The following is an 18,466-nucleotide window of genomic DNA, read 5'->3' as shown; positions in this document are numbered from 1 at the left end:
CGACGGGAGTTCGACGTGTACGGGGTTCGACGGCCCCTCGTGTCAGCGCTTGCGTCAGAGCTTGCGCAGGCTGAGGCGCTGCACCTTGTGGTCGGGTCCCTTGCGCACCACGAGCGTCGCCCGGCCCCGGGTGGGCGCGATGTTCTCCTCCAGGTTCGGCTTGTTGACGGTCCGCCACATCGTGCGGGCGTAGTCCAGCGCCTCGCCCTCCGACACCTGGGTGTACTTGCGGAAGTAGGAGGACGGGTCCTGGAAGGCGGTCGCGCGCAGCTTGCGGAACCGGTTCAGGTACCACTGCTCGATGTCCTCCGAGCGCGCGTCCACGTAGACGCTGAAGTCGAAGTAGTCGGCGAGCCCGACCCGGGTGCGGCCGTCCGTGCCGGGCAGCGCGGGCTGGAGCACGTTCAGGCCCTCGACGATGAGGATGTCCGGGCGGCGCACGGTGAGCTTCTGGCCCGGCACGATGTCGTAGATCAGGTGCGAGTACACGGGGGCGGAGACCTCGCCCTTGCCGGCCTTGACGTCGGCGACGAACCGGGTCAGCGCCCGGCGGTCGTAGGACTCGGGGAAGCCCTTGCGCGACATCAGCCCCCGCGCCTGGAGCTCCCCGGTGGGCAGCAGGAAGCCGTCGGTCGTCACCAGCTCCACCCGCGGGTGCTCGGGCCAGCGCGACAACAGGGCCTGGAGCAGCCGGGCGACGGTGGACTTGCCGACGGCGACCGAGCCCGCCACGCCGATCACGAAGGGCGTGCCGGACTGGGAGCCCTGCTCGCCGAGGAAGGTGTTGAGCGCGCCGCGCAGCCCGTCGGTGGCGCCGACGTAGAGGTTGAGCAGCCGGGACAGCGGCAGGTAGATGTCCCGCACCTCGTCGAGGTCGATGACGTCGCCGAGGCCGCGCAGCCGCTCGACCTCCTCGGCGGTCAGCGGAAGCGGCGTCTTGTCGCGCAGCGCGCTCCACTCGGGACGGGTGAGGTCGACGTAGGGAGTCGCCTCCGGCCGGGACCGGTGGGCGCTCCGGGGCGTCGAGGGGACCGGAGAGATCACAGTCCATTGTGAACGGAGTTCGAACGGCGCGGAGCGTGGGGTGTGTCACGCCCCTTCGCCGGGCCTCTCCGCCCCGGCGAAAAGGGGTCTTCCCGCGCCGGTGGGAAGGGGCCTTCCCACGCCGGTGGGAATTTCCGATTCCGGGCACGTGGCCGCCGGGCCGGGCGACCCGCGGCCCGTAGGCTGCGGCCCATGTGCGGAATCGTGGGATACGTGGGGGCGCAGTCGGCGCTCGAGGTCGTGATGGCCGGGCTGAAGCGGCTGGAGTACCGGGGGTACGACTCGGCCGGCGTCGCCGTGCTCGCCGACGGCGGCCTCGCGGCGGCGAAGAAGGCCGGCAAGCTGGTCAACCTGGAGAAGGAACTGGTCGAGCATCCGCTGCCGACCGGATCGACGGGCATCGGCCACACCCGCTGGGCCACGCACGGCGGCCCGACCGACGCCAACGCGCACCCGCACCTGGACAACGCGGGCCGGGTCGCCGTCGTCCACAACGGCATCATCGAGAACTTCGCCGCGCTGCGGGCGGAGTTGACCGAGCGGGACCACGCACTCGCGTCGGAGACCGACACCGAGGTCGTCGCGCACCTGCTCGCCGAGGAGTTCTCCTCCTGCGCCGACCTCGCCGAGGCCATGCGGCTGGTCTGCCGCCGCCTGGAGGGCGCCTTCACGCTGGTCGCGGTGCACGCCGACGCCCCCGACACCGTCGTGGGCGCCCGCCGCAACTCCCCCCTGGTGGTGGGGGTGGGGGAGGGCGAGGCGTTCCTCGCCTCCGACGTCGCCGCCTTCATCGCACACACCCGCTCCGCGATCGAGCTGGGCCAGGACCAGGTGGTGGAGCTGCGCCGCGACGGCGTCACCGTCACCGGCTTCGACGGGCGCCCCGCCGAGGTCCGCTCCTACACCGTCGACTGGGACGCGGCGGCGGCGGAGAAGGGCGGCTACGACTACTTCATGCTCAAGGAGATCGCCGAGCAGCCCAAGGCGGTCGCCGACACCCTGCTGGGCCGCATCGACCGCAGCGGCAGCCTCACGCTGGACGAGGTCCGCATCTCCGCCCCGGAACTGCGCGAGATGGACAAGGTCGTCATCGTCGCCTGCGGCACCGCCTTCCACGCGGGCATGATCGCCAAGTACGCCATCGAGCACTGGACGCGCATCCCCTGCGAGGTCGAACTCGCCAGCGAGTTCCGCTACCGGGACCCGATCCTGGACGCGCAGACGCTGGTCATCGCCATCTCCCAGTCGGGCGAGACGATGGACACCCTGATGGCGCTGCGCCACGCCCGCGAGCAGGGCGCCAAGGTGCTGGCCATCTGCAACACCAACGGCTCCACGATCCCGCGCGAGTCGGACGCGGTGCTCTACACGCACGCCGGGCCGGAGGTGGCGGTCGCCTCCACCAAGGCGTTCCTGACCCAGCTCGTGGCGTGCTACCTGGTGGCGCTGTACCTCGGCCAGGCGCGGGGCACCAAGTGGGGCGACGAGGTACGGGCGGTGATCCGCGACCTGTCCCAGATCGCCGGCTCGGTGGACCGCGTCCTGGAGACCATGGAGCCGGTGCGGGAGCTGGCGCGCTCGCTGGCCGACAAGGACACGGTGCTCTTCCTCGGGCGGCACGTCGGCTACCCGGTGGCGCTGGAGGGCGCGCTCAAGCTCAAGGAGCTGGCCTACATGCACGCCGAGGGCTTCGCGGCCGGCGAGCTGAAGCACGGCCCGATCGCGCTGATCGACCAGGATCTGCCGGTGGTCGTGGTGGCGCCGTCCCCGCGCGGCCGGTCCCTCCTGCACGACAAGATCGTGTCCAACATCCAGGAGATCCGCGCCCGGGGCGCCCGCACGATCGTGATCGCCGAGGAGGGCGACGAGGCGGTGGTCCCGTACGCCGACCACCTGATCCGCATCCCGGCGACCCCGACCCTGCTCCAGCCGCTGGTCGCCACGGTCCCGTTGCAGGTCTTCGCCTGCGAACTGGCGACCGCCCGCGGCAACGAGGTGGACCAGCCGCGCAACCTGGCGAAGTCCGTGACGGTGGAGTAGCCGTCCCGGCGCGTCCCTCACGGTTCCCCCGCGCCGTCGCCGCGGACCCGCGGGCGCGGTGACCGGCGGTGAGAGGCGATCGACGGCCCGTAGGGTGCTCGGCATGAGCATCATCGGGGTCGGAATCGACGTGGCCGAGATCGACCGGTTCGCGGCGTCGCTGGAGCGGACGCCCGGACTGGCCCGGCGGCTGTTCGTGGCGGACGAGTTGCTGCTGCCCGGCGGAGCCCGCCGGGGCATGGCCTCGCTGGCCGCCCGGTTCGCCGCGAAAGAGGCGCTGGCCAAGGCCCTCGGCGCCCCGTCCGGGCTGCTGTGGACCGACGCCGAGGTGTACGTCGAGGACAGCGGCCGCCCCCGGCTGCGGGTGAAGGGCTCGGTCGCCGCCCGCGCGGCGGAACTCGGCGTGCGCGCCTGGCACCTGTCGCTGAGCCATGACGCGGGGGTGGCGTCGGCGGTGGTGATCGCGGAGGGGTGACGGCGGGTCGGGCGCGGGTCCGCTGCCGCTGGGGCGGGTGACGACTCGTCGCCGCGGGCGGTGACGGGCTGTCTTCGTGTGCGGTGACGGCTCGTCCCGCGGGTGGTGACGGGCTGTCTTCGTGTGCGGTGACGGCTCGTCCCGCGGGTGGTGACGGGCTGTCTTCATGTGCGGTGACGGCTCGTCCCGCGTGGGGTGACGGGCCGTCTTCGTGTGCGGTGACGGCTCGTCCCCGTGTGGGGTGACGGGCCGTTCGCCGTCTGCTCCGGTGAGGTCGCGTCAGGCCGACACGTCGTCCCCCGGCCGTGTCCGCAGCCGCCGGGCGACCGCCCGCGGTGGGGACGGCTCGGCGGCGCCGCCCGTGCGCCGGGTCCGCCGCGTGCCGGGTTCCCCGTGCGGGGGCGGCCGGATGCGGGGCAGACTCGACGTCATGCGTACCGCGTACAGCGTCGAGACCGTCAGGACAGCCGAGCGCGCGCTCATGGCGCGGCTCCCCGAGGGCGCCCTCATGCAGCGCGCCGCCGCCGGACTAGCCGCCGCCTGTGCGGAACTGCTCGGCGGGGTCTACGGCCGCCGGGCGGTCCTCCTCGTGGGCAGCGGCGACAACGGCGGCGACGCCCTCTACGCCGGGGCCCGCCTGGCCCGCCGCGGGGCCGGGGTCACCGCGGTCCTGCTGGCCGAGGACCGCACGCACCCGGGCGGCCTCGCCGCGCTGCGCCGCGCGGGCGGCGCCATCGTCCGCCCGGACGCCGCCGGGGCCGCGATCGACCGCGCCGACCTGGTGCTCGACGGAATCGTCGGCATCGGCGGCAAGGGCGGACTGCGCCCCGACGCGGCGCCGCTGGCCGAGCGCGCGGCGCGTTCGGGCGCCGCCGTCGTCGCCGTGGACCTGCCCAGCGGGGTCGACGCGGAGAGCGGCGAGGCGCCGGGGGCGGCCGTCCGCGCCGACCTGACCGTCACGTTCGGCGCGTACAAGCCGGGACTGCTGATCGACCCGGGCCGCGCGTGCGCGGGCGTGGTCCGTCTCGTCGACATCGGCCTGGGCCCGGAGCTGCCTCCCGAACCGGCGGTGGAAGCGCTCCAGAACGCCGACACGGCCGCGCTGCTGCCCCGTCCGGCCGCGGAGAGCGACAAGTACGGCCGCGGGGTCGTCGGCGTCGCCGCGGGCTCGGCGCGCTATCCCGGCGCGGCCGTCCTCGCGGTGTCGGGCGCGCTGCGCGGCGGGGCGGGCGCCGTGCGGTACGTCGGGCCGTCCGGCCAGGCGGTGATCGCCCGCTTCCCGGAGACCCTCGTGTCCGACCGGGGACCGCACAAGGCGGGCCGGGTGCAGGCGTGGGTGGTGGGCCCCGGGGCCGGGGACGACGCGGCGACGGTGGCGGAGGTGCTGGGGGAGGACGTGCCCGTGCTGCTCGACGCCGACGGCCTGCGCCTGGCCGACCGCGACGCGGTACGCGCCCGCCGCGCGCCCACGCTGATGACCCCGCACGCGGGCGAGGCCGCCGCCCTGCTGGGCGTGGCGCGGGAGCAGGTCGAGGCGGCCCGCCTGGCCTCGGTGCGCGAACTGGCCGCCCGTTACGGGGCGACCGTCCTCCTCAAAGGCTCGACCACCCTGGTCGCCGACCCGGGCGGCGGCCCCGTACGGGTCAATCCCACCGGCACGCCCTGGCTGGCCACGGCCGGCAGCGGCGACGTCCTGTCCGGCCTCGCGGGCTCCCTGCTCGCCTCCGGCCTGTCCGCCCGCGACGCCGGCAGCGTCGGCGCCTACCTGCACGGCCTGGCCGGCCGCTTCGCCGCCGGGGGCGCGCCCATCGCCGCCGACGACATCGCGGAGGAACTGCCGCGGGCCTGGCGGGCGGTCCAGGACTGACACCTGCGGTCCCACGGCCGGCGCCGGGGCCTCTCAGGGCCTCGGCGTCAGTGCTTCTCAGGGTCTCGGCGCCGGCCCGCGAGGTCAGGACCCGACCCCGGCTCGTGGCCGAGGTCAGGGTCCTGGCGGCGGCTCGTGGCCGAGGTCGGGACCGCCCTCCGCGCCCGTCCCGTGAGCCCGTTGCCGCAGGCGCGCCGATCTCCTCTGCGACACTGGGGGCGCGATGAACGAGACCTCACACCTGCGGACGGCGCCGCTGCGCGCCCGCGCCGAGATCGATCTGGCCGCTCTGCGGGCCAATGTGCGGGCCCTGCGGGACCGGGCGCCGGGCGCTGCCCTGATGGCCGTGGTCAAGTCCGACGCGTACGGCCACGGCGCCGTCCCGTGCGCGCGCGCCGCCGTCGCCGCCGGGGCGACCTGGCTGGGCACGGCCACGCCCGAAGAGGCCCTGGCGCTGCGCGCGGCCGGGCTGGGCCCCGACCGGGCACGGGTCATGTGCTGGCTGTGGACGCCCGGCGGCCCCTGGCGGGAGGCCGTCGAGGCCGACGTGGACGTGTCGGTGAGCGGACTGTGGGCCATGGCGGAGGTCCGCGAGGCGGCGCGGGCCGCCGGACGGCCCGCGCGGGTGCAGCTCAAGGCCGACACCGGCCTCGGGCGGGGCGGCTGCCAGCCCGCCGACTGGCCCGCACTCGTCGCCGAGGCGCTGCGCGCCGAGGCCGAGGGACTGGTCCAGGTCACCGGACTGTGGTCCCACTTCGCCTGCGCCGACGAGCCGGGGCATCCCTCCATCGCCGCCCAACTGGACCGCTTCCGCGAGATGACGGCCTACGCCGAGCGGCAGGGCGTCCGCCCCGAGGTGCGGCACATCGCCAACTCGCCCGCCATGCTGACCCTTCCCGAGAGCCACTTCGACCTCGTGCGCACCGGGATCGCGCTCTACGGCATCTCGCCCAGCCCCGAGGTGGGCGTCCCGGCCGACTTCGGGCTGCGCCCGGTGATGACCCTGTCCGCCTCGCTGGCCCTGGTGAAGCACGTGCCCGGCGGTCACGGCGTCAGCTACGGGCACCACTACACCACCCCGGGCGAGACCACCCTCGGCCTGGTGCCGGTCGGCTACGCGGACGGCATCCCGCGGCACGCCTCCGGCGCCGGGCCGGTGCTGGTGGGAGGCAAGTGGCGTACGGTCGCGGGCCGGGTGGCGATGGACCAGTTCGTGGTCGACCTGGGCGGCGACGAGCCCGAGGCGGGTTCCCGGGCGGTTCTCTTCGGTCCCGGCGACGAGGGCGAGCCCACCGCCGAGGACTGGGCGCAGGCCGCGGGCACCATCGCCTACGAGATCGTCACCCGGATCGGAACGCGCGTCCCGCGCGTCCATGTGAACGAGGAACCGTAGACCGCACACCGACGAGGACCGCACGGGAACCGGGGCCACCGTCCGTGCCGTGCGCGGCCGAACATCAGTGCCGCGCACACTGTCCCGAACGCCGGCGCGGCGCACAGCGGCCCGGCGGAGCACGACGAGCACGACGAGCACGGAGTTAACCGGTACGGCACACAGAGGAGCGGTACGTGAGTGAGAGCAGTCCGCCGGCCGTCGCCTCCGCGGTGGAGGCGCTGGGCGGCTGGCGCAAGGCGACCGGCGTCGCGGGCGCGGCGATAGGCGTGGTGGCCGCGGGCGCCGCCGCCACCCTCGCCGTCGAGCGCATGACCGTCGGCCGCGGCATGCGCAGGAAGGCCAGGCTCGCCCTGGACTCGGCCGGACCCTACGGAACCCTGCGCGGCACGCCCGGGAGGGCCTATGCCGACGACGGCACCGAGCTGTACTACGAGGTCGAGGACGTCGCGCCGGACCGCGGGGGCCAGCTCGGCCCGCGCCGTCGCCGCCTCTTCGGCCGCAAGGCCCTCGCGCCCGTCACCGTCGTCTTCAGTCACGGCTACTGCCTCAGCCAGGACTCCTGGCACTTCCAGCGCGCGGCGCTGCGCGGCGTGGTCCGCACGGTGCACTGGGACCAGCGCAGCCACGGGCGCTCCGCGCGGGGCGCCGAACAGCTCGACGGCGGGACGCTGACCATCGACCAGTTGGGCCGCGACCTGAAGGCCGTCATCGACGCCGCCGCGCCCGAGGGGCCGATCGTGCTGGTCGGTCACTCCATGGGCGGCATGACGGTGATGGCACTGGCCGCCCAGTTCCCCGAGCTGATCCGCGAGCGCGTCGTCGCCACCGCCTTCGTGGGCACCTCCTCGGGACGGCTCGGCGAGGTCGACTTCGGGCTGCCGGTGGCAGGCGTCAACGCGGTGCGCCGGGTGCTCCCCGGGGTGCTGAAGGCGCTCGGACAGCGCGCCGAGCTGGTGGAGCGGGGCCGACGGGTCACCGCCGACCTGTTCACCGGCGTCATCAAGCGCTACTCCTTCGCCGGGCGGGACATCGATCCGGCTGTCGCCCGGTTCGCCGAGCGCATGATCGAGAGCACGCCGATCGACGTGGTCGCCGAGTTCTACCCGGCCTTCTCCGACCACGACAAGACCGCGGCGCTCCCCCTCTTCGCCGGCATGCCGGTGCTGGTGCTGGCCGGCCTCCAGGACCTGGTCACGCCGAGCGCGCACAGCGAGGCCATCGCCGACCTGCTGCCCGACGCGGAGCTGGTGCTGGTCCCGGACGCCGGGCACCTGGTGATGCTGGAGCACCCGGAGGTCGTCACCGACCGGCTCGCCGACCTGCTCACCCGCGCGGGCGCGGTCCCCGCAGGCACTACCGTGGGCGGCTATGGAAGCACCAGCAGCACCGCACAGCCCGGCTGACCCCGCGTCCGTGGGGATCACCGTCGACTCTCCCGAGGAGATGCGCGCGCTGGGCCGCCGCCTGGCCGCACTGCTGCGCGCGGGCGACCTCGTGATGCTCAGCGGGGAGCTGGGCGCGGGCAAGACCACGCTGACCCGCGGGCTGGGCGAGGGCCTGGACGTGCGCGGCGCCGTCACCTCCCCGACCTTCGTCATCGCCCGCGTGCACCCCTCCCTCGGCGACGGCCCGCCGCTCGTCCACGTCGACGCGTACCGCCTGTCCGGCGGCCTGGACGAGATGGAGGATCTGGACCTCGACGTCTCGCTGCCGGACTCGGTGGTCGTGGTCGAGTGGGGCGAGGGCAAGGTCGAGGAGCTGACCGACGACCGGCTCCAGGTGCTGATCCACCGCTCCCTGGGAGACGCCGCCGACACCGCCGACGAGGTGCGGCAGGTCACGGTGACCGGGATCGGGCGCCGGTGGGCGGACGTGGACCTGGGCGTGCTGACGGCGTGAGGGCGTGACGTCCCGTAAGGGCGAGACGGCGTGGCGGTCTGACCGCTGACGGCGTGACGTCGTTGCGATCTGACGGCTGACGGCTGACGGCTGACGGCTGACGGCTGACGGCTGACGGCGGGACGGCCTCGACGGCCGGGCTCAGGCGGGCAGACGGCAGGGCGGGGAACGCCGACGGCCCTCACCGCACCGGCATCTCCTTGCGCGGCGAGCGCCGAGCGTGGTCACATGGGGTCCAGGCCGAGGTTAGGTCTGCCTAACTTCGTTCGTTCGCCCCCAGGAGGTGTCTGTGGTCGCCGCGTCCGCCCCGTCCGCCGCCCAGAACCGACCCCGGCCGTCCGCGGCCGCCGAGGTGTGCATGAGCGATCTGCTGGCCGCCTGCGCCGCGGCGGAGGCGGTCTCCCGGCCGCCGCGCGCCCCGGCGCTCGCGGATCCCCGCCCGGCGCCGGGCCCGGCGCCCCGTGGCGCGAACGAGCGGCGCCGCGCCGCCCTGCCGGAACAGCCCTAGAGCAAGAGCAACAGCCCTAGAGCAACAGCCCTACAGCACTAGCCCTACAGCAAGAGACCTATCGGATGACGACGACCGTCTGCCCGATCGTCGCGAACATCCACATCGTCTCGCCGTCCGCCCGCGTCTCGCGGATGCCGCCGGTCTTCACGCCGCCGCCGGTCTCCGGCTCGGCGGAGGCCGCCGCCGCGCTGAAGCCGACGACGACGCCGTCCACGCTGGTGAAGCGCACCACGTGCTCGACGGGCACGCCGTCGGTCCCGGTGACCGCCTTCGAGCGCGAGGCGACCGCGTACGCGCCCGGGGCGGGGTCGACGTTGCCGGGGTTCACCGTGAAAGTGCTTTCGACCCGGTCGCCCGCGCCGACCAGCCACACCCGGTCGTCGTCCAGCGAGTACACGACCCGTTCGCCCGTCCCCGAGCCGCCGGGCAGCGCGGACGGGCGCCGCCGGTCCCGGGGCGCCTTGGCGGCGCCCGGCGCGGGCGTCGCCGACGCGCCGGGCCGGCCGGCCAGTCCTCGCGGCACGGTCGCCTGGGCCCGGTAGCCGAGGAAGCCGACCGCGGCGACGGCGGCCGCGGTGAGCCCGGCCACCGTGCCTGAGCTGTTCCATGCCACGGGCGTCCGCCTCCGGATCGGTCGCTGCCAGCCCCCGGTTCGCGACGGTAGCAGCCGGAGGCCGTCCTGCCTGGGCGGCAGTGCCCGGGGCCCCCGTGGCCGTAGGCTGTTCGCGTGCTCTTGCTCGCTCTGGATACCGCCACCCCCGCCGTCACCGTCGCCCTGCACGACGGCACGGCCGTCATCGCCTCGTCCAGCCAGGTGGACGCGCGCCGGCACGGGGAGCTGCTGCTGCCGGCCGTCGACCGGGTCCTCGCCGAGGCGGGGCGGGGGCTGGACGCCGTCACGGGCATCGTCGTCGGCGTCGGCCCCGGCCCGTACACCGGACTGCGCGTCGGTCTGATGACCGCCGACGCCTTCGGCCTCGCGCTCGGCGTCCCCGTGCACGGCGTGTGCACGCTCGACGGGCTCGCCTACGCCGCGGACGTCCCCGGCCCGTTCGTCGTGGCCACCGACGCCCGCCGCAAGGAGGTCTACTGGGCGCGCTACGCCGACTCCCGCACCCGCCTGACCGAGCCGGCCGTCGACCGGCCCGACGCCGTCGCCGGGCAGGTCGCGGGCCTGCCCGCGGTCGGCGCGGGCGCGCTGCTCTATCCCGGCGCCTTCCCCCAGGCGCACGAGCCCGAGCACGTGTCGGCCGCCGCCCTCGCCTGCCTGGCCGTCGAGAGGCTGGCCGCGGGCGAGGAACTGCCCGCGCCGCGGCCGCTGTACCTGCGCCGGCCGGACGCCCAGGTGCCCAAGAACTACAAGGTGGTCACGCCCCAGTGACCGGCACGACGACGACCGGCCCCACGGCCCCCGGCGCGGAGGGCCCCGCCATGCGCGAGATGCGCTGGTGGGACATCGACGCGGTGCTGGCCCTGGAGAAGGCCCTGTTCCCCGAGGACGCCTGGTCGCGGGGCATGTTCTGGTCCGAGCTGGCGCACTCCCGCGGCCCCGAGGCCACCCGGCGCTACGTGGTCGCGGAAGCCCCCGGCGAGGGCGGCGCCCGGATCGTCGGGTACGCCGGACTGGTCGCCTCCGGCGAGCAGGGGGACGTGCAGACCATCGCGGTGGCGCGCGAGCGCTGGGGCACCGGCCTCGGCGCCCGGCTGCTGACCGAGCTGCTGCGGGCCGCGACCGCCTTCGAGTGCTCCGAGGTGATGCTCGAATGCCGCGTGGACAACGTGCGCGCGCAGAAGCTCTACGAGCGCTTCGGCTTCGAGCCCATCGGCTTCCGGCGCGGCTACTACCAGCCGGGCAACGTGGACGCGCTGGTGATGCGGCTGGCCGACCCGGCCGCCCCGGTCAGCATGGCCGGCACGGCCCCCGAGCCTAGTCCGGCGGACCCGCCGGACTCCTCGCTCCCACCGGACCCCTCGCACCGAGCAGACCCCGCCAACGGCGTACAAGGACCTGAGACCCATGGCTGACACCCGGGACGAACCGCTCGTCCTCGGCATCGAGACCTCCTGCGACGAGACCGGCGTCGGAATCGTCCGCGGCGCCACCCTGCTGGCCGACGCGGTCGCCTCCAGCGTCGACGAGCACGCCCGCTTCGGCGGCGTCGTGCCGGAGGTGGCGTCCAGAGCCCACCTGGAGGCGATGGTCCCCACCATCGACCGCGCCCTGCGCGAGGCCGGGGTGAGCGCGAAGGACCTGGACGGCGTCGCGGTCACCGCGGGCCCCGGCCTGGCCGGGGCGCTGCTGGTCGGCGTCTCGGCGGCGAAGGCGTACGCCTACGCCCTCGGCAAGCCGCTGTACGGCGTCAACCACCTCGCCTCGCACATCTGCGTGGACCAGTTGGAGCACGGCCCGCTGCCGGAGCCGACGATGGCGCTGCTGGTCAGCGGCGGCCACTCCTCGCTGCTGCTGTCCACGGACATCACCTCGGACGTGCGACCGCTGGGCGCGACCATCGACGACGCGGCCGGCGAGGCGTTCGACAAGATCGCCCGCGTCCTCGACCTGGGCTTCCCCGGCGGGCCGGTCATCGACCGCTACGCCCGCGAGGGCGACCCGGCTGCCATCGCCTTCCCGCGCGGCCTGACCGGCCCGCGCGACCCGGCGTACGACTTCTCCTTCTCCGGACTGAAGACGGCCGTGGCCCGCTGGATCGAGGCCAAGCGCGCGGCCGGCGAGGACGTCCCGGTGCGGGACGTGGCGGCCTCCTTCCAGGAGGCGGTGGTGGACGTGCTGACCCGCAAGGCCGTGCGCGCCTGCAAGGACGAGGGCGTGGACCACCTGATGATCGGCGGCGGCGTGGCGGCCAACTCCCGGCTGCGCGCGCTGGCCAAGGAGCGCTGCGAGAAGGCCGGCGTCCGGCTGCGCGTCCCGCGCCCCAAGCTGTGCACGGACAACGGCGCGATGGTCGCCGCCCTGGGCGCCGAGATGGTCGCCCGTAACCGCGCGGCCTCCGACTGGGACCTGTCCGCCGACTCCTCCCTGCCGGTCACCGACCCGCACGTGCCCGGCGAGAGCGGGCGCGCGCACACCCACGACCACGTGCACGAGACCGGCACGGGGAACCTGTACTCGTGACGGTGGCCCTCATGTGGGAGGCGCGGGCGGTCGCGGGCCGGGGCGCGGAACTCCTGGCCTGGGCCCGGCGCCAGGAGCTGCCCGGCGAGCCGCTGCGCCGCGAGACCCTGCGCGCCCCGCAGGACCGGGTCCTGGTCATCACCTGGTGGGACGCGCCCTACGACGCCGAACTGCCCGAACTGCCCGAGCCCGGGGCCGGGATGGTCACCCGGGCGGTGCACCGCTGGCGTTTCGAGTCGGTGGACGGGGGACCGGACGGCCGATTGGCGTCCGGTCCCTGAGATCCGCTATGATCATCACACGCAAGCGGCCGAAACACCGTCCGCGAGCAGTGCGTTGGTGGTCCAAGGAAAGACGTCCCGCTTCCTGCGGGGAGATGCAGGTGCAAGGCCTGCCCGGCGCTCCATCACCCCGCCCCGGTTCGTCCGGGGCGGGGTTTTTCGTGCGCCCTCCTCCGCGTCTCGGCGGACTTCGCCGGGGCGCGGGGTGCGGGGCGCGGGCGCGGGGCGTGCGGCGCGGGGGCGGGCTGCGGAGACCGCCGGGCTGGGGGGCGTGCGCGGCCCGGCGGGCGCTCATCCCCTCGGTGCCGGGCGGGCGGTCATCCGGTCGGGGCCGGGTGGCCGAGCAGCATCGTGGGGGCCCCGGCGACCCGGGTGAGGAACACCGTGACCGCGTTCCGGCCGTGCGGCTTCGGCAGCACCTTGCGGCGCAGCTCCTCCGGTTCGACCGCCGAGCCGCGCTTCTTCACGGTCAGGACGCCGACCTCGCGCTCGCGCAGCAGGGCCTTGAGCCGCTTGACGTGGAACGGGAGCCGGTCGGTGATCTCGTAGGCGGTGGCGTACGGGGTGGGGCGCAGCGTGTCGGCGGTGACGTAGGCGATCGTCTCGTCCAGCAGGCCGCCGTCGAGTTCCTCGGCCGCCTCGGCGACCAGGTGCGCGCGGATCACGGCGCCGTCGGGCTCGTACAGGTACCGTCCGAGCGGCCGGACCGGCGGGTCGGGCAGGCCGCGTCCGCGCAGGGTGCGCGGGCCGGGCAGCAGGGTCGCCCGCACCAGGCCCGGCTCGGTGCCGAACCACAGCACCGCCTCCTTCACGTCCCCGCCGTCGGAGATCCACTCGGCCTCGGCCTCCGGCGGGACGGCCTCGTGCGGGACGCCGGGGGCGATCTTCAGGGCGGCGTGCGGCGCCGTGCGGGCGGTGGCGACGGCCCAGGACAGCGGCGGCGAGTACGCCTCGGGGTCGAAGATCCGGCCGCCTCCCGCCCGGCCGCCCCGCCGCGCCGGGTCGACGAACACGGCGTCATACGGCGAGACGTCCACCTCGGTGACGTCCGCCTCCCGTACCTCGATCAGGTCGGCGAGGCCCAGCGCCTCGGCGTTCGCCCGCGCCGCGGCGGCGGTCACCGGATCGCGGTCGACGGCGAGGACGCGGATCCCGGCGCGGGCGAGGGCGAGGGCGTCGCCGCCGATGCCGCAGCACAGGTCGGCGAGGGAGGTCACGCCCCGCTCCCGCATCCGCGCCGCCCGGTAGGCGGCCACGTCCGCCCGCGTGGACTGCTCCACGCCGTCAGGGGTGAAGAACATCCGCCGCGCGTCCTCGGCCGCGAACTTCGCCGCGGCCCGCTGCCGCAGCCGGGCCTGGCCGAGGGCCGCGGACACCAGGTCGGCGGGGTGCTCGCGGCGCAGACGGGTGGCGACGGCGAGTTCGTCGGCGGGGTCGGTGTCGCGCACCTGGTCCAGGAGGGCGCGGCCCTCGGCGGTGAGCAGGGCGGTGAAGGCGTCGAGCGGGGCGAGTGGGTCGTTCACCGGCTCATTGTCGGCCAGTCGGCGGACGGCGCGGCGCCGGCCGCGGCGCCGCCGTCGTCGCGCTCGCCCGCGTCCTGGGTCTCAGCGTGCGGAACGGCGCGCTGAGGTCCGGCCTCTGACGCGCCGTAGGGGCGCTCGGGGGGCTTCCGCGGTCCCCGGAAAGGGGCGGCCCGTTCGGCCGACGCGGGGCGACGCGCCGCGGGCAATTGGCACTCCGCTTGACCGAGTGCTAACGACGGTCATAGTCTCGGCTCTGGCACTCCCCGCAGGAGAGTGCCAACACAGCGACGGGCAGGTCCGGCACCCGCGACGACGGATCGACCTGGTCGCCACCTCAGACAGTTAACCCCGTGAGATCTCCGAAGGGGGAGGTCGGATCGTGACGACCGCCAGCACCAAGGTTGCCATCAAGCCGCTCGAGGACCGCATCGTCGTCCAGCCGCTGGACGCCGAACAGACCACGGCCTCTGGCCTGGTCATCCCGGACACCGCCAAGGAGAAGCCCCAGGAGGGCGTCGTCCTGGCCGTGGGCCCGGGTCGCTTCGAGGACGGCAACCGTCTTCCGCTCGACGTCCAGGTCGGCGACGTCGTGCTCTACAGCAAGTACGGCGGCACCGAGGTGAAGTACAACAACGAGGAGTACCTCGTTCTCTCGGCTCGCGACGTCCTCGCGATCATCGAGAAGTAATTCACCCTCAGCGAACCCGCTGAGCTGCGCCCCTGGCCCCCCGCGACAGTTAAGAAGCCGGGCGCCCGGGGCGCAGTGCCTTTTCCACCCAGATTTCCGAGAGGGCTCCCGCTGCCATGGCGAAGATCCTGAAGTTCGACGAGGACGCCCGTCGCGCCCTCGAGCGCGGCGTCAACAAGCTTGCCGACACGGTCAAGGTGACGATCGGCCCCAAGGGCCGCAACGTCGTCATCGACAAGAAGTTCGGCGCCCCGACCATCACCAACGACGGTGTGACCATCGCCCGCGAGGTCGAGGTCGAGGACCCGTACGAGAACCTCGGCGCCCAGCTCGTGAAGGAGGTGGCGACCAAGACCAACGACATCGCGGGCGACGGCACCACCACCGCCACCGTGCTCGCTCAGGCGCTGGTGCGCGAGGGCCTGAAGAACGTCGCGGCGGGCGCCTCCCCGGCGGCCCTGAAGAAGGGCATCGACGCGGCCGTCGCCGCCGTCTCGGAGGAGCTGCTCTCCACGGCCCGCCCGATCGACGAGAAGTCCGACATCGCCGCCGTCGCCGCGCTGTCCGCCCAGGACCAGCAGGTCGGCGAGCTGATCGCCGAGGCCATGGACAAGGTCGGCAAGGACGGCGTCATCACCGTCGAGGAGTCCAACGCCTTCGGCCTGGAGCTGGACTTCACCGAGGGCATGGCCTTCGACAAGGGTTACCTGTCGCCGTACTTCGTCACGGACCAGGAGCGTATGGAGGCCGTCCTCGACGACCCGTACATCCTGATCACCCAGGGCAAGATCTCCTCGATCACGGACCTGCTCCCGCTGCTCGAGAAGATCATCCAGGCGAACGCCTCCAAGCCGCTGCTGATCATCGCCGAGGACGTCGACGGCGAGGCCCTGTCGACGCTGGTCGTCAACAAGATCCGCGGCACGTTCAACGCCGTCGCGGTCAAGGCCCCCGGCTTCGGCGACCGCCGCAAGGCGATGCTCCAGGACATGGCCGTCCTCACCGGCGCCACCGTCATCTCCGAGGAGGTCGGCCTCAAGCTCGACCAGGCCGGTCTGGACGTCCTGGGCTCCGCCCGCCGCGTCACCGTCACCAAGGACGACACCACGATCGTCGACGGCGCCGGCAACAAGGCGGACGTCGAGGGCCGCATCGGCCAGATCAAGGCCGAGATCGAGAGCACCGACTCCGACTGGGACCGCGAGAAGCTCCAGGAGCGCCTCGCGAAGCTGGCCGGCGGCGTCTGCGTGATCAAGGTCGGCGCCGCCACCGAGGTGGAGCTGAAGGAGAAGAAGCACCGTCTGGGGGACGCCATCTCCGCGACCCGCGCCGCGGTCGAGGAGGGCATCGTCTCCGGCGGCGGCTCCGCGCTGGTGCACGCCGTGAAGGTGCTTCAGGACAACCTCGGCAAGACCGGCGACGAGGCCACCGGTGTCTCCGTCGTCCGCCGCGCCGCCGTCGAGCCGCTGCGCTGGATCGCCGAGAACGCCGGCCTGGAGGGCTACGTCATCACCTCCAAGGTCGCCGAGCTGGACAAGGGCCAGGGCTTCAACGCCGCCACCGGCGAGTACGGCGACCTGGTGAAGGCCGGCGTCATCGACCCGGTCAAGGTCACCCGCTCCGCCCTGGAGAACGCCGCCTCCATCGCCTCCCTCCTCCTGACGACCGAGACCCTGGTCGTCGAGAAGAAGGAAGAGGAAGAGTCGGCCGCCGGGGGCCACGGCCACGGCCACTCCCACTGAGGCAGGCCGCCCGACCCGAGCACGACCGCCGACGCCCGGCGCCCCGGAGAAGGGGCGCCGGGCGTCGGCGTCTCCGGGCCGCTGAGGGGCCCGCCGCGTCCTACTGCGGGCCGTACTTACGGCCCGTCTTCGACGTGACCCCGCCCAGCAGCGCCCGCGGCGCCACCTTCACCAGACCCATCAGCGCCTTGTAACGGGGGTCCGGGATCGACAGCGTCCGGCCGCGGGACAGGTCCGCCAGGGCCGACGCGACCAGCTTGTCCGCGTCCAGCCACAACCAGTTCGGGATGTTGTCCGTGCCCATGCCGGCCCGCTCGTGGAACTCGGTGCGCACGAAGCCGGGGCACAGCGCCATCACCCGGACGCCGGTGCCCGCCAGGTCGCGCGCCACGCCCTGGCTGAACTGGACGACCCACGCCTTCGACGCCCCGTAGGTGCCGCGCGGCACGAAGGCCGCCACCGACGCCACGTTCACCACGCCGCCGCGGCCGCGCTCGCGCATCGCCTCGGTCGCCGCCGACGTCAGCCGCAGCACCGCCTCGACGTGCACCTTGAGCATCTTCAGCTCGTCGGCCATCGGCACGTCGAGGTAGCGGCCCTTGTTGCCGAAGCCCGCGTTGTTGATCAGCAGGTCGACGGGGTGGCGGCGGTCGGCCAGCCGGGCGGCGACCGCCTCGACGCCCTCCTCCGTCGCCAGGTCGGCCGTCAGCACCTCGGCCTCGATGCCGTGCCGGTCGTGCAGTTCGGTCGCCTGCTCCGTCAGCCGCTTGGTGTCGCGTGCCACCAGGACGAGGTTGTGCCCGTCCGCCGCCAGCCGCCGCGCGAACGCGGCGCCGATGCCCGCGGTCGATCCCGTAATCAGAGCCGTTGTCATGACGGAAGGTTAGGCCCGTACCGCCCGCTCCCGCTCCCCGCCCGGGTGTCCGCACAGGCTCCGCCGAGGTGCGGAGATTCACGGGGCCGTCGGCGGTCCGTCGGACCGTCCGGGCGGTGGGTCCGCCGGGGAGGGCGTCAGGGGGGTCCGCCCGCGGGGGCTTCAGCGTATGGGGTCCGCCGGGGGTCGGCTCGCGCGCCGAGCCCCGGCGCCTGCCTCTGGCCCGGCTAGTGCGCGCCGTCCGGCGCCGGCGCGCCGTCCGGCCCGGCGGTCGCGTAGCCGTCCGCGTACGTCTGCGCGTACGCGCGGGCCGACGCCAGCGACTCCGGGTGCAGGGCGGCGCCCGCGGCGAGCAGGCGCGGCAGCAGCGAGCGGTCGGTCGTACTGGCGCGGAACTGCAGGGCCACGGTCACGTCGTGGTCCGGGCGGTGCACGACCTCGATCGGGTCGCCCGGACGGATCTCGCCCGGCTCGATCACCCGCAGGTAGGCGCCCGGCGCTCCCTTGAGGGTGAACCGCTTCACCCATCCCCGCTCGCCGAGACGGCCCTGGAAGGTGCGGCAGGGGATCCGCCCGCAGGTCACCTCCAGCAGCACCGACGGGCCGCCCGGCGAACCGATCCGCCAGCGCTCGCCGATCCGGGCGCCGGACACGTCCAGACCGGCCGTCGTGATGTTCTCGCCGAACACGCCGTTCGGCAGCGCCCTGCCCAGCTCCCGCTCCCAGGCGTCGAGGTCTTCGCGCGCCATCGCGTACACCGCCTGGTCGTCGCCGCCGTGGTGCCGCGTGTCGCACACCGCGTCACCGGCGAGCCCGCTCCCGCCGACGCCCTTCGGCCCCGGCGCCGCGACCCGCACCGGCCCGTCCACCGGCCGCTTGTCGATGCCGGTCACGCCCTCCCGCTGATCGGTGTACGGCACTGCCCGCGGGCGGCCCAGGTTGACCGACAGAAGCTTCATACGCGCACGGTACGGCAGACGTCACCAAAGGCGC

18 protein-coding genes are annotated in these 18,466 nt (G+C 74.4%); 13 read left to right on the top strand and 5 right to left on the bottom strand.

Annotated elements, in window-relative coordinates; genetic code table 11:
• Positions 1 to 54: 54 nt before the first annotated feature.
• Positions 55 to 1,044: a type I pantothenate kinase gene (coaA, locus tag ABZ861_RS12575; protein WP_361628101.1), complete on the bottom strand. Its 990-nt coding sequence runs from the start codon at positions 1,042 to 1,044 to the stop codon at positions 55 to 57.
• A 192-nt stretch (positions 1,045 to 1,236) separates the two neighbouring features.
• Between coaA and glmS the strand changes: the two genes are divergently transcribed.
• The 7 genes from glmS to ABZ861_RS12540 all read left to right on the top strand — a co-directional run bounded on the left by glmS (position 1,237) and on the right by ABZ861_RS12540 (position 9,229).
• Positions 1,237 to 3,084 (top strand): glutamine--fructose-6-phosphate transaminase (isomerizing), encoded by a 1,848-nt coding sequence (gene glmS / locus ABZ861_RS12570; protein WP_361628098.1) that lies wholly within the window; start codon positions 1,237 to 1,239, stop codon positions 3,082 to 3,084.
• 103 nt (positions 3,085 to 3,187) lie between these two features.
• A complete protein-coding gene (locus ABZ861_RS12565; protein ID WP_361628095.1) occupies positions 3,188 to 3,559 on the top strand; it encodes a holo-ACP synthase in 372 nt (123 codons plus the stop codon).
• Positions 3,560 to 3,989: 430 nt separating this feature from the next.
• Positions 3,990 to 5,426, top strand: a complete 1,437-nt coding sequence (locus ABZ861_RS12560; protein WP_361628092.1) for an NAD(P)H-hydrate dehydratase — start codon at positions 3,990 to 3,992, stop codon at positions 5,424 to 5,426.
• Between the two features lie 223 nt (positions 5,427 to 5,649).
• A complete protein-coding gene (gene alr / locus ABZ861_RS12555; RefSeq protein WP_361628089.1) occupies positions 5,650 to 6,819 on the top strand; it encodes an alanine racemase in 1,170 nt (389 codons plus the stop codon).
• Between the two features lie 176 nt (positions 6,820 to 6,995).
• Positions 6,996 to 8,225 (top strand): alpha/beta hydrolase, encoded by a 1,230-nt coding sequence (locus ABZ861_RS12550; protein ID WP_361628086.1) that lies wholly within the window; start codon positions 6,996 to 6,998, stop codon positions 8,223 to 8,225.
• Positions 8,191 to 8,721, top strand: coding sequence for a tRNA (adenosine(37)-N6)-threonylcarbamoyltransferase complex ATPase subunit type 1 TsaE (gene tsaE, locus ABZ861_RS12545; RefSeq protein WP_361628083.1), 531 nt, complete (start codon positions 8,191 to 8,193; stop codon positions 8,719 to 8,721). Before ABZ861_RS12550 ends, tsaE begins: the two co-directional genes overlap by 35 nt.
• A 289-nt stretch (positions 8,722 to 9,010) precedes the next feature.
• Positions 9,011 to 9,229, top strand: a complete 219-nt coding sequence (locus tag ABZ861_RS12540) for a hypothetical protein (protein WP_361628080.1) — start codon at positions 9,011 to 9,013, stop codon at positions 9,227 to 9,229.
• Positions 9,230 to 9,287: 58 nt separating this feature from the next.
• Here ABZ861_RS12540 and ABZ861_RS12535 read toward each other — a convergent pair whose 3' ends face one another.
• A complete protein-coding gene (locus ABZ861_RS12535) occupies positions 9,288 to 9,845 on the bottom strand; it encodes a hypothetical protein (protein ID WP_361628077.1) in 558 nt (185 codons plus the stop codon).
• Positions 9,846 to 9,959: 114 nt separating this feature from the next.
• Between ABZ861_RS12535 and tsaB the strand changes: the two genes are divergently transcribed.
• From tsaB to ABZ861_RS12515, 4 genes are read left to right on the top strand one after another with little or no spacing between them, the layout of a single operon-like run.
• A complete protein-coding gene (gene tsaB / locus ABZ861_RS12530) occupies positions 9,960 to 10,613 on the top strand; it encodes a tRNA (adenosine(37)-N6)-threonylcarbamoyltransferase complex dimerization subunit type 1 TsaB (protein WP_361628074.1) in 654 nt (217 codons plus the stop codon).
• 50 nt (positions 10,614 to 10,663) lie between these two features.
• Complete coding sequence (rimI, locus tag ABZ861_RS12525) at positions 10,664 to 11,257, top strand: ribosomal protein S18-alanine N-acetyltransferase (RefSeq protein ID WP_361628645.1); 594 nt, start codon at positions 10,664 to 10,666, stop codon at positions 11,255 to 11,257.
• Positions 11,250 to 12,365, top strand: a complete 1,116-nt coding sequence (gene tsaD / locus ABZ861_RS12520; protein ID WP_361628071.1) for a tRNA (adenosine(37)-N6)-threonylcarbamoyltransferase complex transferase subunit TsaD — start codon at positions 11,250 to 11,252, stop codon at positions 12,363 to 12,365. Before rimI ends, tsaD begins: the two co-directional genes overlap by 8 nt.
• Positions 12,362 to 12,646: a hypothetical protein gene (locus ABZ861_RS12515; RefSeq protein ID WP_361628068.1), complete on the top strand. Its 285-nt coding sequence runs from the start codon at positions 12,362 to 12,364 to the stop codon at positions 12,644 to 12,646. The genes tsaD and ABZ861_RS12515 overlap by 4 nt, the downstream gene beginning before the upstream one ends.
• A 317-nt stretch (positions 12,647 to 12,963) precedes the next feature.
• Here the strand turns inward: ABZ861_RS12515 and ABZ861_RS12510 are convergent, their stop codons facing one another.
• Complete coding sequence (locus ABZ861_RS12510) at positions 12,964 to 14,169, bottom strand: class I SAM-dependent methyltransferase (RefSeq protein WP_361628065.1); 1,206 nt, start codon at positions 14,167 to 14,169, stop codon at positions 12,964 to 12,966.
• A 379-nt stretch (positions 14,170 to 14,548) separates the two neighbouring features.
• Between ABZ861_RS12510 and groES the strand changes: the two genes are divergently transcribed.
• Positions 14,549 to 14,857 (top strand): co-chaperone GroES, encoded by a 309-nt coding sequence (gene groES / locus ABZ861_RS12505; protein WP_361628062.1) that lies wholly within the window; start codon positions 14,549 to 14,551, stop codon positions 14,855 to 14,857.
• A 116-nt stretch (positions 14,858 to 14,973) separates the two neighbouring features.
• Positions 14,974 to 16,599: a chaperonin GroEL gene (gene groL, locus ABZ861_RS12500; RefSeq protein WP_361628059.1), complete on the top strand. Its 1,626-nt coding sequence runs from the start codon at positions 14,974 to 14,976 to the stop codon at positions 16,597 to 16,599.
• Positions 16,600 to 16,699: 100 nt separating this feature from the next.
• Here the strand turns inward: groL and ABZ861_RS12495 are convergent, their stop codons facing one another.
• On the bottom strand, positions 16,700 to 17,473 hold the full coding sequence (locus tag ABZ861_RS12495; protein ID WP_361628056.1) for an SDR family oxidoreductase: 774 nt from the start codon (positions 17,471 to 17,473) through the stop codon (positions 16,700 to 16,702).
• Between the two features lie 227 nt (positions 17,474 to 17,700).
• On the bottom strand, positions 17,701 to 18,432 hold the full coding sequence (locus ABZ861_RS12490) for an MOSC domain-containing protein (RefSeq protein WP_361628053.1): 732 nt from the start codon (positions 18,430 to 18,432) through the stop codon (positions 17,701 to 17,703).
• Positions 18,433 to 18,466: the final 34 nt, after the last annotated feature.

The organism is Streptomyces sp. NPDC046985, assembly GCF_040644415.1.
Classification (GTDB): Bacteria; Actinomycetota; Actinomycetes; order Streptomycetales; family Streptomycetaceae; genus Streptomyces.
The sequence above is the reverse complement of the archived record's forward strand: the minus strand, read 5'-3'. Positions and strand labels throughout refer to the sequence as shown.